This window comes from Thauera butanivorans NBRC 103042, from assembly GCF_001591165.1.
In the GTDB taxonomy this organism is placed as follows: domain Bacteria; phylum Pseudomonadota; class Gammaproteobacteria; order Burkholderiales; family Rhodocyclaceae; genus Thauera; species Thauera butanivorans.
Window position 1 is genome coordinate 73,017 of record NZ_BCUG01000014.1, and the last position, 21,686, is coordinate 94,702.

General features: G+C 68.1%; 20 protein-coding genes. 9 read left to right on the top strand and 11 right to left on the bottom strand.

From position 1 onward, the window contains the following. Positions 1-120 precede the first annotated feature (120 nt). Positions 121-1,197, top strand: coding sequence for an A/G-specific adenine glycosylase (gene mutY, locus TBU01S_RS06595; RefSeq protein WP_068635837.1), 1,077 nt, complete (start codon positions 121-123; stop codon positions 1,195-1,197). A 44-nt stretch (positions 1,198-1,241) separates the two neighbouring features. Here mutY and TBU01S_RS06600 read toward each other — a convergent pair whose 3' ends face one another. The 6 genes from TBU01S_RS06600 to TBU01S_RS06625 all read right to left on the bottom strand — a co-directional run bounded on the left by TBU01S_RS06600 (position 1,242) and on the right by TBU01S_RS06625 (position 6,756). Continuing rightward, entirely contained in the window at positions 1,242-1,850 is a 609-nt protein-coding gene (locus TBU01S_RS06600; RefSeq protein WP_068635838.1) for an LON peptidase substrate-binding domain-containing protein, read from the bottom strand. Further along, on the bottom strand, positions 1,847-2,506 hold the full coding sequence (locus TBU01S_RS06605; RefSeq protein ID WP_068635839.1) for a flavin prenyltransferase UbiX: 660 nt from the start codon (positions 2,504-2,506) through the stop codon (positions 1,847-1,849). Before TBU01S_RS06605 ends, TBU01S_RS06600 begins: the two co-directional genes overlap by 4 nt. A gap of 86 nt (positions 2,507-2,592) precedes the next feature. Next, positions 2,593-3,759, bottom strand: coding sequence for an ABC transporter substrate-binding protein (locus tag TBU01S_RS06610; RefSeq protein ID WP_068635840.1), 1,167 nt, complete (start codon positions 3,757-3,759; stop codon positions 2,593-2,595). A 94-nt stretch (positions 3,760-3,853) separates the two neighbouring features. Next, entirely contained in the window at positions 3,854-4,801 is a 948-nt protein-coding gene (locus tag TBU01S_RS06615) for a branched-chain amino acid ABC transporter permease (protein WP_068635841.1), read from the bottom strand. Then, on the bottom strand, positions 4,798-5,673 hold the full coding sequence (locus TBU01S_RS06620) for a branched-chain amino acid ABC transporter permease (RefSeq protein ID WP_068635842.1): 876 nt from the start codon (positions 5,671-5,673) through the stop codon (positions 4,798-4,800). Before TBU01S_RS06620 ends, TBU01S_RS06615 begins: the two co-directional genes overlap by 4 nt. Before the next feature lie 108 nt (positions 5,674-5,781). Beyond that, the gene (locus TBU01S_RS06625) at positions 5,782-6,756 is read right to left on the bottom strand and encodes an NAD(P)H-dependent flavin oxidoreductase (protein WP_068635843.1); all 975 of its coding nucleotides are present in this window, start codon (positions 6,754-6,756) and stop codon (positions 5,782-5,784) included. Between the two features lie 180 nt (positions 6,757-6,936). On the opposite strand from TBU01S_RS06625, the gene TBU01S_RS06630 reads away from it, so the two are divergent. Next, positions 6,937-7,557: a trimeric intracellular cation channel family protein gene (locus TBU01S_RS06630; RefSeq protein ID WP_068635865.1), complete on the top strand. Its 621-nt coding sequence runs from the start codon at positions 6,937-6,939 to the stop codon at positions 7,555-7,557. Positions 7,558-7,593: 36 nt separating this feature from the next. On the opposite strand, the gene TBU01S_RS06635 is transcribed toward TBU01S_RS06630, so the two are convergent. The 4 genes from TBU01S_RS06635 to TBU01S_RS06650 form a co-directional block, all read right to left on the bottom strand. Next, positions 7,594-9,837 carry a hypothetical protein gene (locus TBU01S_RS06635; RefSeq protein WP_068635844.1) on the bottom strand — a complete coding sequence of 748 codons (2,244 nt, stop codon included), beginning with the start codon at positions 9,835-9,837 and terminating at the stop codon, positions 7,594-7,596. 128 nt (positions 9,838-9,965) lie between these two features. Continuing rightward, a complete protein-coding gene (locus TBU01S_RS06640; RefSeq protein ID WP_068635845.1) occupies positions 9,966-10,607 on the bottom strand; it encodes an MBL fold metallo-hydrolase in 642 nt (213 codons plus the stop codon). A 151-nt stretch (positions 10,608-10,758) separates the two neighbouring features. Continuing rightward, the gene (gene gdhA, locus TBU01S_RS06645; RefSeq protein WP_068635846.1) at positions 10,759-12,102 is read right to left on the bottom strand and encodes an NADP-specific glutamate dehydrogenase; all 1,344 of its coding nucleotides are present in this window, start codon (positions 12,100-12,102) and stop codon (positions 10,759-10,761) included. A gap of 305 nt (positions 12,103-12,407) precedes the next feature. Next, entirely contained in the window at positions 12,408-12,893 is a 486-nt protein-coding gene (locus TBU01S_RS06650) for an OmpA family protein (protein WP_068635847.1), read from the bottom strand. Between the two features lie 203 nt (positions 12,894-13,096). On the opposite strand from TBU01S_RS06650, the gene lysM reads away from it, so the two are divergent. The 6 genes from lysM (at position 13,097) to TBU01S_RS06680 (ending at position 18,583) form a co-directional block, all read left to right on the top strand. Further along, positions 13,097-13,579, top strand: coding sequence for a peptidoglycan-binding protein LysM (gene lysM / locus TBU01S_RS06655; protein WP_068635848.1), 483 nt, complete (start codon positions 13,097-13,099; stop codon positions 13,577-13,579). A gap of 100 nt (positions 13,580-13,679) precedes the next feature. Further along, the gene (locus tag TBU01S_RS06660) at positions 13,680-14,105 is read left to right on the top strand and encodes an acyl-CoA thioesterase (protein WP_068635849.1); all 426 of its coding nucleotides are present in this window, start codon (positions 13,680-13,682) and stop codon (positions 14,103-14,105) included. A 40-nt stretch (positions 14,106-14,145) separates the two neighbouring features. Then, positions 14,146-15,444, top strand: a complete 1,299-nt coding sequence (locus TBU01S_RS06665) for a TIGR03862 family flavoprotein (protein ID WP_068635850.1) — start codon at positions 14,146-14,148, stop codon at positions 15,442-15,444. A gap of 123 nt (positions 15,445-15,567) precedes the next feature. Then, positions 15,568-16,977 (top strand): prephenate-dependent tRNA uridine(34) hydroxylase TrhP, encoded by a 1,410-nt coding sequence (gene trhP, locus TBU01S_RS06670; protein ID WP_068635851.1) that lies wholly within the window; start codon positions 15,568-15,570, stop codon positions 16,975-16,977. A gap of 63 nt (positions 16,978-17,040) precedes the next feature. Continuing rightward, complete coding sequence (locus TBU01S_RS06675) at positions 17,041-17,709, top strand: DsbA family oxidoreductase (RefSeq protein WP_068635852.1); 669 nt, start codon at positions 17,041-17,043, stop codon at positions 17,707-17,709. Between the two features lie 73 nt (positions 17,710-17,782). After that, positions 17,783-18,583: an EcsC family protein gene (locus TBU01S_RS06680; RefSeq protein ID WP_068635853.1), complete on the top strand. Its 801-nt coding sequence runs from the start codon at positions 17,783-17,785 to the stop codon at positions 18,581-18,583. Here TBU01S_RS06680 and TBU01S_RS06685 read toward each other — a convergent pair. Continuing rightward, positions 18,526-21,126: an EAL domain-containing protein gene (locus tag TBU01S_RS06685; RefSeq protein ID WP_083953501.1), complete on the bottom strand. Its 2,601-nt coding sequence runs from the start codon at positions 21,124-21,126 to the stop codon at positions 18,526-18,528. The two genes, TBU01S_RS06680 and TBU01S_RS06685, sit on opposite strands and share 58 nt — an antisense overlap. Positions 21,127-21,409: 283 nt before the next feature. On the opposite strand from TBU01S_RS06685, the gene TBU01S_RS06690 reads away from it, so the two are divergent. Beyond that, on the top strand, positions 21,410-21,613 hold the full coding sequence (locus TBU01S_RS06690) for a heavy-metal-associated domain-containing protein (RefSeq protein WP_068635854.1): 204 nt from the start codon (positions 21,410-21,412) through the stop codon (positions 21,611-21,613). Positions 21,614-21,686 lie beyond the last annotated feature (73 nt).

The following is a 21,686-nucleotide window of genomic DNA, read 5'->3' on the forward strand; positions in this document are numbered from 1 at the left end:
TCGCGGTGCGATCCGCGCCTGTTGGAATGCTGGCGAAGCCGCGGATTATGGCCGCATGCGATCGGCGCGTCGAGGGCAGATGCCATGACGCATGACAAGAAACACAGGAAAAACCGTGACATGAACGATTTTGCCGAGCGCCTGATCAGTTGGCAGCGCAAGCACGGCCGGCACGACCTGCCCTGGCAGGGCGGGCATGATCCCTACCGGATCTGGTTGTCCGAAATCATGCTGCAGCAGACCCAGGTCGATACCGTGATTCCCTATTACACGCGCTTCCTGGCGCGCTTTCCCGACGTCGCCAGCCTGGCGGCGGCACCGGTGGAAGAAGTCATGGCGCTGTGGAGCGGGCTGGGCTACTACGCCCGCGCGCGCAACCTGCACCGTGCCGCACAGGCCATCGTGGCCGGGCACGGCGGCGAGTTTCCACGCAGCGCGGCGGAAATCGCCGGACTGCCGGGCATCGGCCGCTCGACCGCAGCGGCGATCGCCGCCTTCGCCTATGGCGAGCGCGCGGCGATCCTCGACGGCAACGTCAAGCGCGTGCTGTGCCGCATCTTCGGCGTCGAAGGCTTTCCGGGCGACAAGGCGGTGGAGAACCGGTTGTGGGCGCTGGCCGAATCGCTGTTGCCGGCGCGCGAGGTCGGCCGCTACATCCAGGCCCAGATGGATCTGGGCGCCACGCTCTGCACCCGCGGCAAGCCGGCTTGCGAGCGCTGCCCGTTCGCCGGCGACTGCATCGCGCGGCGCGGCAACCGGGTCGGCGAACTGCCGACGCCGCGGCCGAAGAAAACCGTGCCGCGACGCAGCGCCCGCTACGCGGTGGTCCTGCACCGGGAGGCGGTCATGCTGGAGCGCCGCCCGCCGGCGGGCATCTGGGGCGGGCTGTTGAGCCTGCCGGAGATTCCCGCCGAGGTTCCTGCGGAACTTGCCGGTACCAGCGCATGGGCACGCTCGCATTTCGGCTTCGACGCCGTCGAGGCCCGGGCGCTCGGCGCCCTGACCCACACTTTCACCCATTTCGTGCTGGAGATGCAGCCGGTGCTGCTGCGGCTCCGTACCGACACGCGACCCCGTGCCCGGGACGGCGACGCGCTGGCCTGGGTGCCACTGTCGGCGCTGGACGAGGCCGCCTTGCCGGCACCGGTGCGCAGGATTCTCGACGCGCTGGCGGCGCCCGACCTATTCACGGGCTGAGCGCCCCGTCGCCGGCCCGCAGGCTGGCCCGGCGACGGTCGTGCTCAGGCCATTCCCGGCAGCAGGCCGCGCTCCTTCAGGAAGCGCTGCACGATCTCCAGCCGGCTGATCGCATCGTCCAGTTCGAGCAGGCGCTGCCTGGCCAGCAGCGGGATCGGCAGCAGTTCGGCATAGCGTGCGCCGACCCAGGCTGCATCGTCGAAGCGGTGCGGCGGCGGCAGGCGCTCGCCGAGCTCGGCGACGATGCTCTGCAGCAGCGGCAGCAGCTCCTGCTGGGCGGCAGGCACGGCTTGCGGCGGCGGCTCGGGCAGCCAGCCCACTTCGGCAACGAGCAGGCCATCGCGCTCGACTTCATGATCGAGCACGCGGAAACGCCGCCCGCCGCGCACCAGCAGCGCGAGCAGGCCGGCCTGCTCCATGTCCCAGCGCTCGATGTGCGCTTCGGTGCCGACCGGATATGGCACCGCGGCTTCGCCGACTTCTTCGCCGGCGGCGATCAGGCAGACGCCGAAAGCCGTGCCTTCGCGCATGCAGCGCGTCACCATGTCCATGTAGCGCGGCTCGAACACCCGCAGCGGCAGCATCCCTTCGGGAAACAGCACGGTCTTGAGCGGAAACAGCGGCAGCCGCTGGGTTTCGGCCTGGATGCTCATCCGCAGGCCTCGCCCGCGCGTGCCGCCGCCTCGCCCCAGCGCGCCATCAAGCGGTGCTCCACGCCCAGCTGGTCCAGGATGCGCGCGACGACGAAGTCCACCAGATCCTGCACGCTTTGCGGATGGTGGTAGAAGCCGGGATTCGGCGGCAGGATGCACACGCCCAGCCGCGCGAGCTTGAGCATGTTCTCGAGATGGATCGCCGAATACGGCGTTTCGCGCGGCACCAGCACCAGCTTGCGCGCTTCCTTGATGACGACGTCGGCAGCGCGCTCGATCAGGTTCTGGCTCAGGCCGCCGGCGATCGCCGCCAGCGTCGCCATCGTGCAGGGGCAGACCACCATCGCGTCCGGCGGATTGGAGCCGGAGGCCGGCGGCGCGAACCATTCCTCGCGGCCGAACACGCGCAACTGGCCGGGCGCGGCGCCGAAGCGGGCAGCCAGCTCGGCCTCGACCTCGGCCGGCCGCGCCGGCAGGTTCCAGTCCATTTCCTGGCGGGCGACGATCTGCGCCACCTGCGAATACAGCAGCCAGACCCGCTGGCCCGCCCGCAGCAGGCATTCGACCAGGCGCAGGCCGTAAGGCAGGCCGGACGCGCCGGTGAAGGCGACGGTGATGGTGCGGGGACTGGTGGCAGGGGAAGCAGAGGGGGCCATCGGCGCTCCTGGGTGAATGCGGGCTGCTGCCGGCTCGACCGGGCCAGGCGCCTGACCCGGTCGGGCCCGACCGGGCCGGACGCGAATCAGCGCAGGTAGTCCGTGATCAGCTCCCAGCGCCCGTTGCGGATCTGCGCCAGACGGCCATGGCGGTTGCCGAGATGATCGTCGGCGCTGAAGCGGTAGGCCGGACTGCCGAAATCGTCGCCGGCGAATTCGATGCGTTCGAGGGTGCGCGCGAACGCCGCGGGCGTCAAGTCGCGCCCGGTGGCCTCGGCGGTGCGCACGAACATGTCGGCCAGCGTGTAGCCCATCACGCTCCAGACGTTGGGCGCGACGCCGAAGCGGGCGCGGTAGCGTTCGATCCAGCCGGCGAGCCGGGGATTGGCGCCTTCGGCATAGGGGTGCGGCAGCACGCTGACGCCGTACAGGCCTTCGACCGTGTCGCCGCCCAGTTCGTGGGTCTGGGCCGAATAGCCCGAGGCCGTCACCAGCATGTCGACCTGCCAGCCGATGCGGCGCGCCTCGGCCATCGCCGCGACCGTCTCGCGCACCACCGTCGCCAGCACGACCAGGTCGCAGTCGGCCGCGCGCAGGCGCGCGATCTGGCTCGACAGGTCGGTGGCGCCGCGCTTGTAGCCGGTGCGCTCGACCAGCGGCCGCCCGAGCTTGCCCAGCCCGGCCTCGACGCCGCGCATCACTTCCTGGCCGTAGTCGTCGTCCTGGTACAGCAGGCAGCTGCGGCGGTAGTCGCCGCGCTCGACCATGTGCCGCGTCGCCGCTTCCATGTAGTCCTGGTAGGGAGCGAAATTCTGGAACTTGAGCGGGTGCAGCGGCTCGTAGGTGGCCTTGTGCGGCGAGAACGGGAACAGGTGCAGGCGGCCGGCGTCGAGCACCACCGGCATCGTCGCCATCACCACCGGCGTGCCCATGGTGGCGATGAAGGCGAAAGCCTTGTCGCGCTGCACCAGCTTGCGCGCCGCCAGCACGCCGCGCTTGGGATCGTAGCCGGCATCCTCCACCACCAGCCGCAGCATGCGGCCATGCACGCCGCCGGCGGCATTGGCCTCGTCGAAGCGCATCAGCATGCCATCGCGCACCGGCGTGCCGAGCATCGCGATCGGCCCCGACAGGTCGGAAACATGGCCGACGACGATCTCGCGCGCGCTGACGCCGGCCACGTCGGCGGCATGGGCGGATGCGCCCGCCAGCACGGCGGACAGGGCAAGGGCGAGACGGCGGAGAGCTTTCATCACGGCATGTTTCCTGAGTGGCGCGGCACAGGCGGAGCCTGCCCCGAGGCGCGGATTCTCCGACGATCCATTTCCCCGGACAAGAGGCACGGCTTCAGCGCCCGCTGCCGTCTGCCAGCCCCTGCGGCCGCAGCAGCACCACGCCGACCACCACGGCGCCGAACAGCATCAGCTCCAGCCCGGCGGAGCGCGCCCAATCGCCAGGCAGGGCATCGCGCAGCACCGCGATCAACTGCGGCATCGCCACCACCACCAGCGCGCCCCATGCCGCCCCCGCCAGGCGGCGGGTGCCGCCGATGAACGCCAGCATCAGCAGCTCGAAGGAAAACACCAGGCCGAACTGCTCGGGGCTGATGAAGCCGATCCAGTGCGCATACAGGCCGCCCGCCAGCCCCGACAGCGCACCGCCGACGGCGAAGGCCCGCAGCTTGGCCGCAGCCGGGGCGATGCCGCAGGCGGCAGCGGCGGCTTCGTCCTCGCGCACCGCGCGCCAGGCGCGGCCGAGGCGCGAGGCCAGCAGGCGCGCGCACACGGCCAGCACCGCCAGCAGCACGGCAAGACTGATCGCGGCCTGCGCCGCCGGCGTGCCGGCGGTCCAGCCGGCAAGGCCGAAAGCCGGCACGACCAGGCCGGCTGCGCCATGCGTCAGCGACTCCCAACGCACCAGCAGCTCCTCGACGATCAATGCGAAAGCCAGCGTGCTCATGCCGAAGTACAGGCCGCCGAGCCGCCCGGCCGGCAGGCTCGCCAGCGCGCCGCCCAGCGCGCCGGCCGCGGCGGCAATCGGCAAGGCCGGCAGCGGCGCCACGCCCGCCTGCACCAGCAGCGCCTGGGCGTAGGCGCCGAGCGCGACGAAGGCGCCCTGGCCGAGCACGATCTGCCCCGCCTGGCCGACGATGATGACGACGCCGAGGCCGGCGATCGCGTAGGTCACCACCAGCGTCGCCTGGCCGAAAGCGAAATCGGCGCCCAGCGAGGCCACCGCAAGCGCCAGCAGCAGCGTCCAGGCCAGCAAGGGGCGCAGGACTGCCGCCCGCCTCATCGCCCGTCTCCGCCGCCACGCCCGCCGGCGAGGCCGGTCGGGAACAGCAGCAGTGCCGCCATCAGCAGCACGTAGGGCACGACGTCCTTGGCGCCTTCGGGCAGCGCCAGGCCCGCCAGCGCCTCGGCCACGCCGAGGAACACGCCGCCGGCCAGCGCGCCCGGCAGGCTGGTGAGGCCGCCCAGCACGGCGGCAGGGAATGCCTTCAGCGCGATGAAGCCCATGTTCAGATGCACGAAGGTGATCGGCGCCAGCAGCAGCCCGGCCACTGCCGCCAGACCGGCGCCCAGCGCCCAGGCCAGCGTGTGCATGCGCGCCACCGGCACGCCCATCAGCGCTGCGCTGCGCGCATCCTCGGCGCAGGCGCGCAGCGCGATCCCGGCACGGGTGTGGCGGAAGAAGGCGGCGAGCAGCAGCGCCAGCACCATGGTGGCACCGATCACCCAGAGATGGCTGGCAGCCAGCACCAGCGGGCCGAGTTCGAGCGTGTCGGCGGCGAACGGCAGGCGGTACATGTCCTGCGCGGCCGCCGGCACCGAGGCCACGCCGCCGCGCATCATCATGCCGAGGCCGAAGGTCAGCAGCACCGCGACGAGGTGCGGCTGACCGATGGTCCGGCGCAGCACGGCACGTTCCAGCCCGGCACCGAGCAAGGCAAGCGCAAGCACCGCCGCGAGCGCCGACAGCATCAATGGCCAGCCGGCCGCCAAGTGCAGCGCCAGTCCGGCGAAGCCGCCCAGCATCAGCAGGTCGCCCTGCATGAAGCTGACCGTCTGCGTCGCCTTGAAGATCAGCACGAAGGACAGCGCCACCAGGCCATATACACAGCCGATGGCGATTCCGCTGGACAGGACCTGTAGAAACGCGAGCATGGGGGCAGAGCATAGCCGATCCGCCTGGTACGCCGGCACCGGCAGGCAGACGCCTTGCCGCGGGGCACACGATGCCGATGGAAACTGCGTCTGCCGCGGAGGCGAAATTCAGGCAGGCGCCAGCGCGGCACTCGGCGGCAAGGCGCAGGCGGCGCGATATTCGGCGGCGAGCCGTGCCACCAGTTCGGCCACCGCGGGCACGTCGTCGATGGTGGCGACGCCATGGCCCGCGCTCCAGACGTCGCGCCAGGCCTTGGCCTCTTCGGACAGGTCGTGCAGCTTGCCCTTGCCGAAGCCTGCGGCCAGTTCCTCGCGGCGGTAGCCGGCGCGCTCCAGGCTGGGCCACATGAAGTTGGCGTTGGCACCGGAAATGGCGTCGGTGTAGACGATGTCGGCCGGCGTGGATTCGACCACCATCTGCTTGTATTCCGGCTGCGCCATGGATTCGCGCGTGGCGATGAAGCGCGTGCCCATGTAGGCCAGGTCGGCACCCAGCACCTCGACCGCACGGATCGCCGCGCCGTCCGAGATCGACCCGGCGGCCACCAGCAGGCCGTCCCAGAATTCGCGGATCTCGCGCACCAGGCTGATCGTGCTCTGGACGCCGGCATGGCCGCCGGCGCCGCCCGCCACCGCGATGATGCCGTCCACACCGGCCGCGATCGCCTTGCGCGCATGATAGGCATGCACCACGTCCGACAGCACCAGGCCGCCGTAGCCGTGCACCACGTCGGCCACTTCGGCGGGATTGCCCAGGCTGGTGATGACGATCGGCACGCGATGGCGCACCAGGGTGGCGAGATCTTCCTTCAAGCGCGCGTTCGACGCATGCAGGATCAGATTGACGCCGTGCGGCGCGCAGGGCGCGGCGGGATTGGCGGCGCGGAAGGCGGCCAGTTCGGTATCGATGCGGGTGAGCCATTCGTCGAGCTGCGCCGCGGGGCGTGCGTTCAGCGCCGGGAAGGTGCCGGCGACGCCGGCCTTGCAGGTCTCGATGACCAGTTCGGGGCCGGACACCAGGAACATCGGCGCGGCGATCACCGGCACGCTGAAACGGCCGTGAAGGCTGGCGGGAAGGCTCATCTGCAGTTCTCCTGTGCGTGTTCTCGCAAGCCGTGCGAGGATGGAAGAACCGACTGTAGCATCGCGGGAGCCGAATTCAAACGATCGTTTGAAATTCGCCCGATGCGCCTGCGGCGAGCCTTCATGCCGTGGCAGACGCGCCACTGCTCCGCGCTGCGGCCGATGCTATGCTCTCGCCGCATGCAAGGCATCGAATCCATCCTCTACGGCATCGGCATCGCCGGCGTCGCCGCCCAGGCGGCTGCCGGCGTGCTCGACGCCGGGCGCAAGCCTTTCGACATGTTCGGCATCGTCGTCGTGGCACTGGCGGCCTCGCTCGGCGGCGGCTCGCTGCGCGACGTACTGCTGGACCGCACGGTGTTCTGGATCGCCGACCAGAGCTACCTGATCGCGGCGATGATCGCCGGACTGGCGACTTTCCTGCTGGTGCGCCGCGTGCGGCTGCCGGCGCGGCTGTTCCTGCTGCCCGATGCGATCGGACTGGCGCTATTCACCGTGTCCGGCACCCAGGCCGCGCTGGCGATGGGCGCGCCATGGCTGGTGGCGAGCCTGATGGGCGTGATCACCGGGGTGTTCGGCGGCATCGTGCGCGACGTGCTGTGCAACGAAGTGCCGCTGGTGTTCAACGGCGAGCTGTACGCGACCGCTTCGTGGCTGGGCGCGCTGTTGCTGCTGGGCTTGATGGCCCATGGCCTCAGCCCCGGCTGGGCTGCACTGGCGGGCGGCATGACCACGCTGCTGCTGCGGCTGTGTGCGATACGCTTCCGCTGGCGCCTGCCGGTGTTCCGCGCGCGGGTTTGACGCGGGGCACCGAAGCGCCCCGCCAGGCCCCGTTCTTCACTCGCCCTCGGCCGGCGGTGCTGCGGGCGCTTCCCCGGCAGGCGCCGCCGCGCTTTCCTCCGCCACCGGCGCCTCGGCTTCGGGCTGGGTGAAGAAGCTGTCGTACACGCCCTGGCGCCACAGCACCAGCGCCGTGATCACCACGGCGAGCAGGAACAGCCAAGTGCCCCACGGCGTTTCCTTTTCCGCGTAGGGGTCGGCCATCGTGCGGGAAGCGCCGGCCGGCAGCTTCGCCACACCGGTCAGGGCGCCGCCGAACGGGATGTTGATGCGCGCGCGGGTGTTGACCGCCCAGCCGTTGGCGTCGAGCAGCGGGCCGAGGTTGCGCTGGCGCAGCTTGAGCCAGGCCAGCAGCATCGACGGCCCGGAAATCAGCAGCACGATGCCGACGACGACGAGCGGCATCTGCCAGGCCGGCAGCGACAGGAAACCGGTGACCACCGCCGCCAGCGCGGTGCCCAGCGCGCCCAGCGCGAGGCCGATGGCGGCGAAGATGCCGGCGAACTTGGCGATGTCGAAGGCCGGCGCGGCAGCGGGCGCCGGCGCCTCGGCCTTCGCGCCGGCATCGGCGACGCGCGCGGCGGCCTTGTCCTCGACCGCCTTGTCGCGCGATGCGGCGAATTTCTGGATCTGGTCGCCGATCATGCGGGCGATGCGCTTGTAGGGCGACCAGAAGGCCTGGCGCACGCTGATCGGCGCCTCGACCACCTGCACCACGCTGGCATGCCAGTCGCGTCCCAGGCGGTCGTAGAACACGCCATTGCGGCCGGGCACCATCATTTCGTCGGCATCGCCGCCGGTCATCGCCGCGACGATGTTCATCGGCGCCTCGCCCTGGCGCACGCATTCGCAATAGACGAGGTAGGTGCCCGAAAGGGGGGCGAGTGCGGCGTGGCGCGCCATGTCCGGCACGCGCAGGCAAAGCTCGCAACTGCGCTGGTCCAGATACAGCGTACCGGCCTGGAAGATGGCCTTGTCGCCAGCGCCGTAGAAATCGCTGAGGGTGACGAAGTTGCGCAGCAGGGTGACGAAGTCGCGCTTGTAGCGCACCAGGCGTTCGAGCGCATCGACCTGGGCGGCGGCGGTTTCGGCTGCCAGGTCGCGCTCGATCAGCGCCGCCAGCTCGGCTTGCGCCGTGCCGGCGAGCAGCTCGCGCAGTTGCCCGGCGTCCAGCGCCGCGACCGGTGTCGCCGGCCGGGCGGCGAGCCAGGCACGGTAGGCATCGAAGCGGGCGGCGATGTCCTGCCATTCGGCATGTGACAGTTCGCTGCGCTCGCCCAGGATAGGTTTCACGACCGTATCGCGCAGCGCCACGATGCGCGCCTGCCAGGCGGGGTTGAGCCCGTCTGCCAGCGGCAGCGCGCGGTCGGCACGGACCTGGGCCAGCGGCAGCGCGGCCACGCCTTCGGCGTCGGTGGCCAGCGCCTGCGGGCTCAGTTCGGCATAGGCCTCGTCGGCGGGGTTCAGCGCATCGGCGGCACGGCCGTCGAAAGCGGCGAGGCGGCAACGGGTGAAGAAATCCTCGATCTTTGCGCGCACCGCATCGAACACCGCGGCGGCATCGGCCGTTCCCTCGCCCAGCGGCAGCACGGTATCCGGGCTGGCTGCGGCCTGGTCGTGCCAGGCGACGGCGTCCTGCACCGCAGCAAAGAAGGCCGACACCTTGTCCAGATCGACGCCGGGCTGGCCGCTGCGGTCCTCGGCGGCACCGAAATGCTCGATGATCAGGCCGATCAGGGCGGCCTGGGCTGCGTTCGCGGCGAATTCGGCGGGCACGATGCCGTCGCCGTTGGCGTGCCCGGGCGCAAAGAGGCGCGAGGGTTCGGCGAAATCGGCCACCTCGATCGAATCGGCCTCCGGCTTGCCCATGTAGGCGAGCACTTTCCGGGCAGTCGCCAGCAGCCTGGCGCCCTCGGAGTGTTCGCCGGCGATCGCTTCCAGCAGCAGGCCGTCGCCGGCATGGAACAGCACCTCCGGTGTCTTGAGCACGGCGCAGAGCCAGTCCGCCGCAGCGATCACCTCCGGCGCGCGGATGCTGCCGTCGCCGTCGCTGTCGAGCAGTTGCAGCGTACGTGTGTCGAATTCCAGGCCGGACGTCGGGCAGGCAAGAACCGACCACAGCTTCTGATCGAGTTCGCCGAGGTGGCGCAGGTCATCCACGTTCTCGATCAGGACTTGGTCGAATCCGCCCGAGCGGAAGAAACGCCACTGGTGACTCTTGTTGTTTTCCTGCTTGCTCATCTGATACCTCTGCCGTGGTTATCTGCTCTCTGCCTGGAGCGCCGGATCGCGGAATACTGCGCTGGATCGGCAGGGCGGACAAGCGTCCGGTTACCCGAAGCGGCCGGCCGCCCCTTGCCGGCCGCACATCAGCCGTAGGCGCCGACGAAGGGATTGCTCTCGCGCTCCTCGCCGAAAGTCGAGGTGGGGCCGTGGCCCGGGATGAAGGTGATGTCGTCGCCCAGCGGGAACAGCTTGTCGCGGATCGAGCGGATCAGGGTCTGGTGGTCGCCGCGCGGGAAATCGGTGCGGCCGATGGAGCCGGCGAACAGCACGTCGCCGACGACGGCCAGGCGCGCGCCCGGGTGTACGAACACGACGTGGCCGGGCGTATGGCCGGGCGTGTGGATGACGTCGAAGCGCTCGTCGCCGACGCTGACGGTGTCGCCGTCGTGCAGCCAGCGGTCGGGCTCGAAAGTCTCGACGTCCGGAAAGCCGAACATCCTGCTCTGCTGCGCCATGCCTTCGATCCAGAAGCGATCTTCCTCCTGCGGGCCCTCGATCGGCACCCCGAGTTCGCGCGCCAGCTTCGCCGCGCCGCCGGCATGGTCGATGTGGCCATGGGTGATCAGGATCTTGTCGACCGTCACGCCAAGTTCCTGCACCGCGGCGAGGATGCGCTCGATGTCGCCGCCGGGGTCCACGACGGCCGCCTTCTTCGTGCGCTCGCACCACAGGATGCTGCAATTCTGCTGGAAGGGGGTGACCGGGACGATGCTGGCCTGAACCATGGATGACACTCCTGAAAGCCTGAAATCGGCGGCAGTTTAACCGATCGGCCCGAACGGGCCGGTGAACGGAAAAACCCGCTGGCCGGCACCGGGCACGGCGAGCGGGTTTGCTGGCGTATGGGGCGCGGCAGGCCCCGTGCGGCTCAGGCGATCAGATCACGCCCTGGGCCTGCATCGCCTCGGCCACCTTGACGAAGCCAGCGACATTGGCGCCGTCGGCATAGCTGACGCTGCCGTCCTCGCGCTTGCCGTACTTGAGGCAGGCGGCGTGGATGCCGAGCATGATCTCCTTCAGGCGGGCGTCGACTTCCTCGCGGGTCCACGAGATGCGCATCGCGTTCTGGCTCATTTCCAGGCCGGACGTCGCCACGCCGCCGGCGTTCGACGCCTTGCCCGGCGCGTACAGCACGCCGTTGCTCTCGAAGATCTTCACGGCTTCGGCGGTGCTCGGCATGTTGGCGCCTTCGGCGACCGCGACCACGCCGTTCCTGACCAGCGTGGCAGCGTCGTTGGCATCGAGCTCGTTCTGGGTGGCGCAGGGCAGCGCAACCTCGACCGGCACGTGCCACGGGCGCACCTTGGGTTCGAAGCGGGCGCCGACCCGCCCGGCATAGTCGGACACGCGGCCGTAGAGGTGATTCTTGACTTCCATCAGCACCGCGAGCTTCTCGGCAGTGAAGCCTTCCTCGTCGATCACGGTGCCGCTCGAATCCGAGCAGGTGATCGGCTTGGCGCCGAGTTCGAGCAGCTTCTCGATCGCGTACTGGGCGACGTTGCCCGAACCGGACACCGCCACGCGCATGCCCTTGATGTCGCGGCCGGCGTGTTCGAGCATCGCGTTGGCGAAATAGACGGTGCCGTAGCCGGTCGATTCGGGACGGATCAGCGAGCCGCCGAAGGTCAGGCCCTTGCCGGTGAACACGCAGGCGGCGTTGTTCGACAGCTTCTTCATCATGCCGGCCATGAAGCCGACTTCGCGGCCGCCGACGCCGATGTCGCCGGCCGGCACGTCGGTGTCGGGCCCGACGTGGCGATACAGCTCGCTCATGAATGCCTGGCAGAAACGCATGACCTCGCCCGGGCTACGGCCCTTCGGATCGAAGTCGGAGCCGCCCTTGCCACCGCCCATCGGCAGCGTGGTCAGCGCATTCTTGAAGGTCTGCTCGAAAGCGAGGAACTTCAGGATCGACAGGTTCACCGAGGGATGGAAGCGCAGGCCGCCCTTGTAGGGGCCGATCGCCGAGCTGTGCTGGATGCGGTAGCCACGATTGACCTGGACGTCGCCCTTGTCATCCACCCAGGACACACGGAACATGATGACGCGCTCGGGTTCGATCAGACGGTCGAGGAGAGAATGCTCGGCATAGCGTTTGTTGGCGGAAATGAAGGGCCAGAGGCTCTCCATGACTTCACTGACCGCCTGCAGATATTCAGGTTGGCCGGGGTTACGCTGCTCAACGTATGCCAGGAACTCCTCGAGAGACTGATATTTCATGATGACGCTTCGCCTGTTAGTGGATGGACACGCGCACGCGACTGCCTCGGTTTTACCCGAGGCAGTCGCGTGGATTCCCCAATATTGTGCATCAAGATTCGCCAAAATGGTGCATTTTTTACGCAAAAGCGAGAAAATCAGGCGAGAAACGCCGCAATCGCACAGCATCGGTGCGTGCGCACCAGATCAGGGCAGGCAAATCCTTGCACGGTGATGGGCATCCGCGGTTCGGGCTGGTCCCGCAGCAGAAAGCAGAAAGCCGGGCAAGCGCCCGGCCTTCTTGCAGCAAATTTCGACTTTGCCGCTTACTGCACGCGCGCCTCGACCCGGCGCGCTTCGGCAGCATCGCTGCCCCCCAAGGTCACCGCCGGACGGCGCATCAGCACGCGGGCTTCGGGGACGCCTGCCGCGACCAGCGCATCACGTACCGACAGCGCACGCTGCCTGGCCACTTCGGCATTGACCGCCGCACCGCCGGTCTCATCATGGTAGCCCGACAGCAGCACGTTCGCTTCAGGTGCGGCTTCCAGCGCGGCAAGCACGGTGGCGATCTGCTCGGGTGCGGTCGCCGGCAGCGCGATCTGGCCCAGATCGAAATAGATCTTCACCAGCGGCTCGCCGACTTCGGCCACGTCGACGAAGCCCCCCTCGGCCACCGCAAGCGGCGCAGCCGCCTGCACCGACCGCTGCTGGTACACACCGAGGCCGATGACGAAGGCGATGACCAGCGCGATGATGCCGAACACCACGCCCATGACGACGCCCAGGTCGCTGTCTTCCTGATCGAACATGTGCTGCACTCTCCTGGCAAGAAAATGAAAAGACGGAATCAACCGCGCGATTCTACCTGAACGCCATCGCACTCTCCGCAACGGACTGCATCGACGCTCGGGACGGACCGCGTGTGCGCGTCGGGCGGTTTCGGCATGGACCGGCGGCAAAGGAATCGTCTATGCTGAACGCCTCGCGTCACAGCCAACCAGGAGGAAGTCACATGGGATTGTTCGATTTCATCAAGGAAGCCGGCGAAAAGCTCTTCGGCAGCGGTGAGGCCAAGGCAGCCGAAGCAGCGCCGGATGCGGCTGCCGCCAATGCCAAGGCCGCATCCGCGATCCACAACTACATCAGCTCCCTGCAGCTGGCGCCGACCGATCTGGCGATCGAGTTCGACGGCGCGGCTTCGGTCGTCACCGTGTCGGGTACCGCGCCCGATCAGGCGACGCGCGAGAAGATTCTGCTCGCCGCGGGCAACGTCGCCGGCGTGTCCAAGGTCGAAGACCGCATGAGCGTCGCCCGCAGCGAGCCGGAAGCGCAGTTCCACACCGTGGTGCGCGGCGACACGCTGTCGGCGATCGCCAAGAAGTTCTACGGCAACGCCAACAAGTATCCGGTGATCTTCGAGGCCAACAAGCCGATGCTGTCGCACCCGGACAAGATCTATCCGGGCCAGGTGCTGCGCATTCCGCCGCAGGCCTGACATGGCGGCGGCCGCCCGAGGCCGCACGCAAACGCACGGCCCGGACGGCAACGCCCGGGCCGTCTCCCGTTCACATCCCGCCTCCGGAACCGCTCCGCTCATGGCCCGCATCCGCATCGAACTGCCCGACGCCTTTCCTTTCCGCACCCGGATCCCGCTGCTGATCACCCACATCAACCATGGCCGGCATCTCGACAATGCCCAGTTGCTCGGCCTGGTGTCCGAAGCCAGGGTCCGCTTCCTGAAGTCGATGGGCTATACCGAGCTGGACGTCGAAGGGCTGGGCATCATCGTCGCCGACGTCGCCGCACGCTACCGCTCGGAAGCCTTCCACGGCGAAACCATGGTGATCGAGATGGCCGCGCACGACTTCCACGATTTCGGCTGCGACCTCGCATGGCGCATGACGGACGAGGACAGCGGGCGCGAGATCGCACATGGCAAGACCGGCATCGTCTTCTTCGACTACGGCAAGCGCAGCAAGGCCCCCGTACCGGACGGCTTCCGCCGCCGCTTTCCGGCGTGAAGCACGCCGCGGCATCGTCCCACGCGGCCGCGCCCCGTCCATGGCGACACGTTCCGTGACCGCCATCCGTCCGCACTTGCCCCGCCAGGCCGCCGTCATCGGCGGCGGGCCGGCCGGGCTGATGGCAGCGGAAGCGCTTGCGGCCGCCGGCATGGCGGTCACGGTCTTCGACACGATGCCCTCGGTCGGCCGCAAGTTCCTGCTCGCCGGGCGAGGCGGTCTCAATCTGACCCACGGCGAGGCGCTCGACAGCTTCCTGTCGCGTTATGGCGCCAGGCACGGCGTGCTCGAACCGATGATCCGCGCCTTCGGGCCGCAGGCCTTGCGCGATTGGGCGCACGGCCTGGGCGTGGAGACCTTCGTCGGCAGTTCGGGCCGCGTGTTTCCGCAGGAAATGAAAGCCGCGCCGCTGCTGCGCGCCTGGCTGGCACGGCTGCGCAGCGCCGGCGTGCGCTTCGAAGTCCGGCACCGCTGGCTGGGCTGGGCCGACGAGCCCGCCGGCACTCGCCAGTTGCTGCGCTTTTCCACCCCGGACGGCGAGCGACGTGTCGAAGCCGACGCCGTGCTGCTCGCGCTGGGCGGCGGCAGTTGGGCTAAGTTCGGCTCGGACGGGGCCTGGGTCCCCTGCCTGCGCGCACTCGGCGTCGAAGTCGCGGAGCTGCAGCCGGCGAACTGCGGCTTCGACGTCGCGGCCGGCTGGAGCACGCATTTCCTCACCCGTTTCAAGGGCCAGCCGCTCAAGAACGTGGTCGGCCGCCTTGCCGCAACCGACGGCCAGTGCCATGAACGCGCCGGTGAGTGCCTGGTCTCGGCGACCGGCATCGAAGGCGGGCTGATCTACGCACTGTCCACTGCCTTGCGCGACACGATCTCGGCACGAGGTCAGGCCACGCTGGAACTCGATCTGGCCCCCGGCCGCAGCCAGCAGCGCCTGGCCGCCGAGCTCGCCCGCCCCCGCGGCAGCCGCTCGATGGCCAGCCACCTGCAGGGCCAGGCCGGCATCAAGGGCATCAAGGCCGCGCTGTTGCGCGAATGCCTGCCGCAGGACGCATTCGACAGCCCTGCCCGGCTCGCGGCCGGCATCAAGTCGCTGCCCTTGACGCTGACCGCAGCGCGGCCGCTCGACGAGGCCATCAGCAGCGCCGGCGGCGTCCGCTTCGAGGCAGTGGACGACAGGCTGATGCTGCGCGCGCGGCCGGGCGTGTTCGTCGCCGGCGAGATGCTGGACTGGGAAGCGCCCACCGGCGGCTACCTGCTGACCGCCTGCTCCGCCACCGGCCTGGCAGCCGCACGAGGGCTGGCCGACTGGATCGTGCAGACGCCGGCCGATACCGCCTGACGTCATTTGCCTGGCGCCATTTGCCCGAGGTCTTTCACCGGCCACGGCACGGCCGGCGCCGGCGCTGCCGGGCATTAGGGCTTACAATCCCGCCCTCACCGAACCTTCATAAAATTCAAATACATGCTTCACACTCCCCGCCGCCCGGAACTGCTCGCCCCTGCCGGCACGCTCGACATGATGCGCACCGCCTTTGCCTATGGCGCCGACGCCGTCTATGCCGGCCAGCCGCGCTATTCGCTGCGCGTGCGCAACAACAGCTTCGGCCAGCTCGACGCCCTGGCCGCAGGCATGGCCGAGGCACGCGCGGCAGGCAAGCTGTTCTACCTCGTCGCCAACATCTACCCGCACAACGCCAAGATCCGCAGCTTCGAGGAAGACATGGCGCCGGTGATGGAACTGAAGCCCGACGCGCTGATCATGGCCGATCCCGGGCTGATGATGATGGTGCGCGAACGCTGGCCCGAGACGGACATCCACCTGTCGGTGCAGGCCAACACCACCAACCACGCCTCGGTACGCTTCTGGCAGTCGATCGGCATCAAGCGCATCATCCTGTCGCGCGAGCTGTCGCTCGACGAAGTCGCCGAGATCCGCGACGCCTGTCCGGACATGGAGCTGGAAGTCTTCGTCCATGGCGCGCTGTGCATCGCCTATTCGGGCCGCTGCCTGCTGTCGGGCTACTTCAACCACCGCGACCCCAACCAGGGCAGCTGCACCAACTCCTGCCGCTGGGACTACAAGCTGCACGCCGCCGACGAGAACGCCGCCGGCGACGTGCAGGCCTGCGGCGACACGCCGATCGGCAACCCGAAGGACTCGGGCGCCGTCGGCACCGCCACCCGCAGCCGGCTCGACACCGCGCAAGGCCTGGCACTCGGCGGCGGGCCGCGCCACATCGGCGGCAGCAAGGTCTGGCTGCTGGAGGAAGGCACCCGCCCCGGCGAGTTGATGCCGATCGAGGAGGACGAGCACGGCACCTACATCCTGAACTCCAGGGACCTGCGCGCGATCGAGCACGTGCAGCGGCTGGTGGAGATCGGCGTCGATTCGCTGAAGATCGAAGGCCGCACCAAGAGCCCCTACTACGTCGCCCGCGCCAGCCAGGGCTATCGCCGCGCGATCGACGATGCGGTCGCCGGCCGCCCCTTCGACCTCCGCCTGCTCGGCGAACTCGAGGGCCTCGCCAGCCGGGGCTACACCGACGGCTTCTACCAGCGCCACCATACGCCCGAGCATCAGAACTACCTGCGCGGCCACTCCGAATCCGGCCGCAGCCTGCTGGTCGCTGAAATGGTCGGCTACGATGCGGCGCGCGGCCTGGCCGAAGTCGAAGTCAAGAACGGCTTCGGTGTAGGCGACCGGCTGGAGTTCGTGCAGCCGGGCGGCAACCATGAGTTGAAGCTCGATCGCATCCTGACGGCCGATGGCAGCACCGTGGAACGCATCCCCGGCAGCGGCCGGCGCGTGTGGCTGCCGCTGCCCGCCGGCGCCGATCCGGCCCGGCCCTGTTTCATCGCGCGTTTTCTCTGATCCGGCACTGCCGGCCCCATCGCTTGATCCTCACCCATTCCCGTCGCTCCAGCCCCCACTGCCATGATCCTGAACATCGACCTCGTTTCCGACTTCGTCTGCCCCTGGTGCTTTCTCGGCAAGGTACGGCTCGACCGCGCAATCGAAGAAGTGAAAGCCAGCCGGCCCGACCTCGACATCCGCATCAACTGGCTGCCCTTCTTCCTGAATCCCGACACGCCGGAAGCCGGCGAGCCTTATCGCGAATTCCTCGAAGCGAAGTTCGGCGGCCCGCTCAAGGCCGACGCCGTGCTCGCCAAGGTGAGTGAGGCGGCCGCCGAGGATGGCCTGACTTACGCCTTCGAACACATCCGTACCCGTCCCGACACGCTGCAAGCGCACCGCCTGATGTACCGTTCCCAAGCCGTCGGCCAGACGCCAGCGCGCATCCAGGCGCTGGCCGGCGCGCTGTTCGCCGCCCATTTCCAGGAAGGCCGCGACATCGGCGACAAGGACACGCTGGCCGACATCGCCGCCGCCAACGGCGAGCGGCGTGATACGGTGCGCGAATGGCTCGACGGCCGCGAGGACATCGACAAGGTCAGGCGCATGGCCGAAGGCGTGCGCAGGCAGGGCGTCGAGGGCGTGCCCTTCTTCATCTTCAACCGCAAGCTGGCAGCGTCGGGGGCGCAATCGGCGGCGGTGCTGGGCGCGGCGATCCTGCAGTCGCTGGAAGCCGGCAGGCCGTCCTAAGCCATCCGGCGCGGAACGCCCGCTGGCACACGGCGTCTGACGCAGCAGGAACACGTCCATAGCCTTGCGCCGCATGAGCACACTTCTGCTTTCTCCTGCCGACCTCGACGAACTGGCCCGCGCCCGCGTGCTGCTCGACCAGCCCAGCCTCGCCGCCCGATTGAGCAACCTGGTCGGCAGTCCGCTGGAAAAGGGCATTGCGCGCCTGCCGGCAAGCTGGCGCGGCCGCGTCGGCGCGCTTGCGCACGATGCCTTGCTGAAAGCGCTGGAAACCGCCGCCAGGACGCTGAAACCCGAAGCGCGCGATGCCTCGCCCCGGCTGCACAAGCTGCTCGGCTCGATCAGCGGCGGGGCGGGCGGAGCTTTCGGCTTGGCGGGGCTGGCGGTGGAGATTCCGGTGTCGACGGTGCTGATCATGCGCGCCATCCTCGACATCGCCCGTGCCGAAGGCGAGGACATCGGCAGCGCCCAGGCACGGCTGGCGGCACTGGAAGTCTTTGCCTTGGGCGGCACCAGCCGCAGCGACGATGCGACGGAATCCGGCTACTACGCCGTGCGCGCGGCGCTGGCAACCACGGTGGGCGAAGCGGCGCGTCATCTGGCGGAAAAAGGCCTGACCAGCGAGGGCGCACCGGCACTGGTACGGCTGATCACGATGGTCGCCGCGCGCTACAAGGTACAGCTGACACAGAAAGCCGCCGGCATGCTGGTGCCCGGCATCGGCGCGGCGGCCGGCGCCGGCATCAACCTGATGTTCATGAACCACTTCCAGGACGTCAGCCGCGGTCATTTCACCGTGCGCCGGCTGGAACGGGCCTACGGCGCAGAAGCCGTGCGTGCGGCCTGGCAGGCGCTCGACCCTGGCACGGCCTGAGCAGAAGCCTTACCGTACATCGCCACGAAGGTTTGCCACGGCAAGGGCTTGCTGAAATGGAAGCCCTGGGCCAGATCGCAGCCATGCCGCTGCAGCACGTCGAGATGGGCGCGGGTTTCGACGCCCTCGGCCACCACCCGCAAGCCCAGGCTGTGGCCGAGAGAAATGATCGCCGACGCCAGCGCAGCGTCGCGCATATTGCGGTCGATGCCGCGAACGAAAAGGCGGTCGATCTTCAGTTCGTCGATCGGGAAATCCTTCAGGTAGGCCAGCGACGAATAGCCGGTGCCAAAATCATCCAGAGCCAGACTGACCCCGAGTTCGCGCAGCTTCTGCATCCGCAGCACCGACGCTTCGGTGTCGTCCATCAGCATGCTTTCGGTCAGTTCGAGCGTCAGCAGCGAGGGCTCCATTTCCGTCTCGTGCAGTACGCGCCCGACCATCTCGACGAAGCCTTCCTGGCGGAACTGTCGTGCCGAGATATTCACCATCATGCGCAACGGCGCCCGCTCGTCCTCACGCCACCTGCCGTGGCAGAGACAGGCGTGGCGCAGCACCCATTCGCCGATCGGCACGATCAGGCCCGTTTCCTCGGCCAGGGAGATGAAATCCGCCGGCGACACCAGGCCCAGTTCGGGGTGCTGCCAGCGCAGCAAGGCCTCGACCGCAACCGGTTCGCCAGTATCCGCCCGCACCAGCGGCTGAAAGTGCAGCAGCAGCTGGTCGCGCTGCAACGCGCCGTGCAGTGCCGTCTCGAGCGCCAGATGTTCCAGGCTGCGGGCGTTCATCGCCGGCTGGTAGAGCTGGAAACTGTTGCGCCCCTCTTCCTTTGCCCGGTACATGGCGATGTCGGCATTCTTGATCAGCGTCGCCGAATCGGCTGAATCGTCCGGATAGATGCTGATGCCGATGCTGGTCGTCACCACCAGCTCGCGGCCATCGATGGCAATCGGCCTGCGCAAGGCCGCAACGATGCGGCGCGCCGTCGCCGCGGCGGCATCGGGCTGGGCGAGATTGCCGAGGACGACGATGAATTCGTCCCCGCCCATGCGCGCGACCGTGTCGTCATCCCTGAGACAGAGACGGATGCGACTGGCAACTTCCACCAATACGCGATCACCGATTTCATGCCCCAGGCTGTCGTTGATGCGCTTGAAACGATCGAGGTCGACGAACATCACTGCGAGCCGGCTGCACATCCGCGCCGCATGCGACAGTTCGACCTGCAGACGGTCTTCAAGCAAGCGCCGGTTCGGCAAGCCGGTCAATGGATCGTAGTAGGCAAGGTCGCGGATGCGGGCCTCGGTTTCCTTCAGCAGGCTGATGTCGGTGAACACGGCCGCATAGTGGGTCACCTGCCCCTTTTCGTCCTTGATCGCCGTGATGTGGAGCAGCTCCGGGTAGATCTCGCCCGATTTGCGCCTGTTCCAGATTTCTCCCTGCCACTTGCCTTCTGTCTGCAGGCATACCCACATGCGGGCATAGAAAGCCGGGCTCTGCCTGCCGGAAGACAATAGCGTGGGGCAGCGGCCGATGACTTCTTCGGCAGCATAGCCGGTGAGTCGGCTGAATGCGGGGTTGACCGAGATGATCAGGCCCTGGGCATCGGTGACCATGATGCCTTCGAGCGAGCTTTCGATGACCTGTTCTGCCAGATACAGGTTGCGCCGGGAATGGCTCAGGGCGCGGTCCGATTCATGCAATGCCTGATGCAGTTCGTCGACATAGGCAAGTTCCATGCTGCCCAGGATGTCGCGGAAGCTGATCACATCGGCCAGTGAGCCATCGCTGTGCAGCACGCCGATGTGGCGGATGCAGCGCTCGGTCATCATTGCCCGGGCGCGGTACAGGCTGTAGTGCTCATCGACCGTCAGCAGCGGACGGCTTGCCAGTTCGCCGATCGCAAGACCCAGCTCCTTCCTTGCCACCAGCCGCATGACATCACGTTCGGTCACGATCCCGTAGCGCCCTTGCCCTTTGGCAGCGAGGCCGGCACCAAAATCCACCACCACCGCATCGAGTGCAGCTTCGTGCATCAGGCGGGTGGCCTCGGTCATGGAGGTGTCCGCAGGCAGCACTCGCAGGCCGCCTTTGATCAGCGAGTCGACCTTGCGCAGCTTGAGATAGTGCTCGACCCCCTGGTTGAGCACTACATCGGACAAGGACACGATGCCGCAGCGCCGCCCGCTTTCTTCATCCACCACCAGATAGTGGCGCATCTGCTCTTCGCGGAAGCGCTGGGTCAGTTCGTGCAGGCTCATGGCCGCCGGTACGGTACGTACCGGGGCACTCATGACGTCGGAAATCGGCCGCAAGAAGGCCGCCGGATCGGTAAAGTTGATCGCCAGAGCGTCCCGCTCTGTCCAGATACCGAGGATTTGCCCTTCTTCCACGACGACAATCGAACTGACGCGGCGTTCACTCATCAGGCGTGCCGCTTCGCACAGCGGCAAGGCAGGGGCACATTCGAGCAGATCGCCATGTGCGATCGCGCCTGCCGTCAAAGCATCGGCAGGGAGCAAGCGAAGCTTTCTTTCGAGCATGTCGCCAAAAGAATAATCAGGAAAGGTCATCGGTAGTTCGTGGGATCGGGAGAAGGGGTGTTCGAATCGGTTTGCGTACAGTGCCGATTCTCATGCCGGCATCCGCGCCTGGCTCCAGGCTTTCAGGATAAACGCTCTCTGTACGAGCCGGTGTTTCCCGGCCTCCCACAACATGGACATCTTTTTCCGCTCCCCCATATCGCCTCCAGTATCATCGGGCCTTACGGTCTGGTCGGCAAACATCGCACGACCGCTCATCGGATACTCAAGCGGGGCATTTTCCATGCAAACGACCACTCTGATCATCAGCGGCATGCAGGACGAGCAATGCCTGCGCCTGGTCACCAACGCCATCCAGGATCTTCCAGGCATCGGTTATCTGGAAATCCTGTTCGAAACCGGCGAAGCAACGATCGAACATGGCGATTTCGTTTCGTCGGCAGACATCTACCAAGCAATCGAGGACGCAGGTTTCGGGGTCCGCTGAGCCGCCCGGCGACACCCGTGCAGAAGATGCTGATCCATGTGCGTGGCCCCGTTTGATCGCGGGTCCACGCAAC

What these genes read in the sequence shown, in the direction of transcription:
- mutY (WP_068635837.1), top strand. Translation starts at nt 121, where the DNA reads ATGAACGATTTTGCCGAGCGCCTGATCAGTTGGCAGCGCAAGCACGGC.
- TBU01S_RS06600 (WP_068635838.1), bottom strand. Translation starts at nt 1,850, where the DNA reads ATGAGCATCCAGGCCGAAACCCAGCGGCTGCCGCTGTTTCCGCTCAAG.
- TBU01S_RS06605 (WP_068635839.1), bottom strand. Translation starts at nt 2,506, where the DNA reads ATGGCCCCCTCTGCTTCCCCTGCCACCAGTCCCCGCACCATCACCGTC.
- TBU01S_RS06610 (WP_068635840.1), bottom strand. Translation starts at nt 3,759, where the DNA reads ATGAAAGCTCTCCGCCGTCTCGCCCTTGCCCTGTCCGCCGTGCTGGCG.
- TBU01S_RS06615 (WP_068635841.1), bottom strand. Translation starts at nt 4,801, where the DNA reads ATGAGGCGGGCGGCAGTCCTGCGCCCCTTGCTGGCCTGGACGCTGCTG.
- TBU01S_RS06620 (WP_068635842.1), bottom strand. Translation starts at nt 5,673, where the DNA reads ATGCTCGCGTTTCTACAGGTCCTGTCCAGCGGAATCGCCATCGGCTGT.
- TBU01S_RS06625 (WP_068635843.1), bottom strand. Translation starts at nt 6,756, where the DNA reads ATGAGCCTTCCCGCCAGCCTTCACGGCCGTTTCAGCGTGCCGGTGATC.
- TBU01S_RS06630 (WP_068635865.1), top strand. Translation starts at nt 6,937, where the DNA reads ATGCAAGGCATCGAATCCATCCTCTACGGCATCGGCATCGCCGGCGTC.
- TBU01S_RS06635 (WP_068635844.1), bottom strand. Translation starts at nt 9,837, where the DNA reads ATGAGCAAGCAGGAAAACAACAAGAGTCACCAGTGGCGTTTCTTCCGC.
- TBU01S_RS06640 (WP_068635845.1), bottom strand. Translation starts at nt 10,607, where the DNA reads ATGGTTCAGGCCAGCATCGTCCCGGTCACCCCCTTCCAGCAGAATTGC.
- gdhA (WP_068635846.1), bottom strand. Translation starts at nt 12,102, where the DNA reads ATGAAATATCAGTCTCTCGAGGAGTTCCTGGCATACGTTGAGCAGCGT.
- TBU01S_RS06650 (WP_068635847.1), bottom strand. Translation starts at nt 12,893, where the DNA reads ATGTTCGATCAGGAAGACAGCGACCTGGGCGTCGTCATGGGCGTGGTG.
- lysM (WP_068635848.1), top strand. Translation starts at nt 13,097, where the DNA reads ATGGGATTGTTCGATTTCATCAAGGAAGCCGGCGAAAAGCTCTTCGGC.
- TBU01S_RS06660 (WP_068635849.1), top strand. Translation starts at nt 13,680, where the DNA reads ATGGCCCGCATCCGCATCGAACTGCCCGACGCCTTTCCTTTCCGCACC.
- TBU01S_RS06665 (WP_068635850.1), top strand. Translation starts at nt 14,146, where the DNA reads ATGGCGACACGTTCCGTGACCGCCATCCGTCCGCACTTGCCCCGCCAG.
- trhP (WP_068635851.1), top strand. Translation starts at nt 15,568, where the DNA reads ATGCTTCACACTCCCCGCCGCCCGGAACTGCTCGCCCCTGCCGGCACG.
- TBU01S_RS06675 (WP_068635852.1), top strand. Translation starts at nt 17,041, where the DNA reads ATGATCCTGAACATCGACCTCGTTTCCGACTTCGTCTGCCCCTGGTGC.
- TBU01S_RS06680 (WP_068635853.1), top strand. Translation starts at nt 17,783, where the DNA reads ATGAGCACACTTCTGCTTTCTCCTGCCGACCTCGACGAACTGGCCCGC.
- TBU01S_RS06685 (WP_083953501.1), bottom strand. Translation starts at nt 21,126, where the DNA reads ATGCTCGAAAGAAAGCTTCGCTTGCTCCCTGCCGATGCTTTGACGGCA.
- TBU01S_RS06690 (WP_068635854.1), top strand. Translation starts at nt 21,410, where the DNA reads ATGCAAACGACCACTCTGATCATCAGCGGCATGCAGGACGAGCAATGC.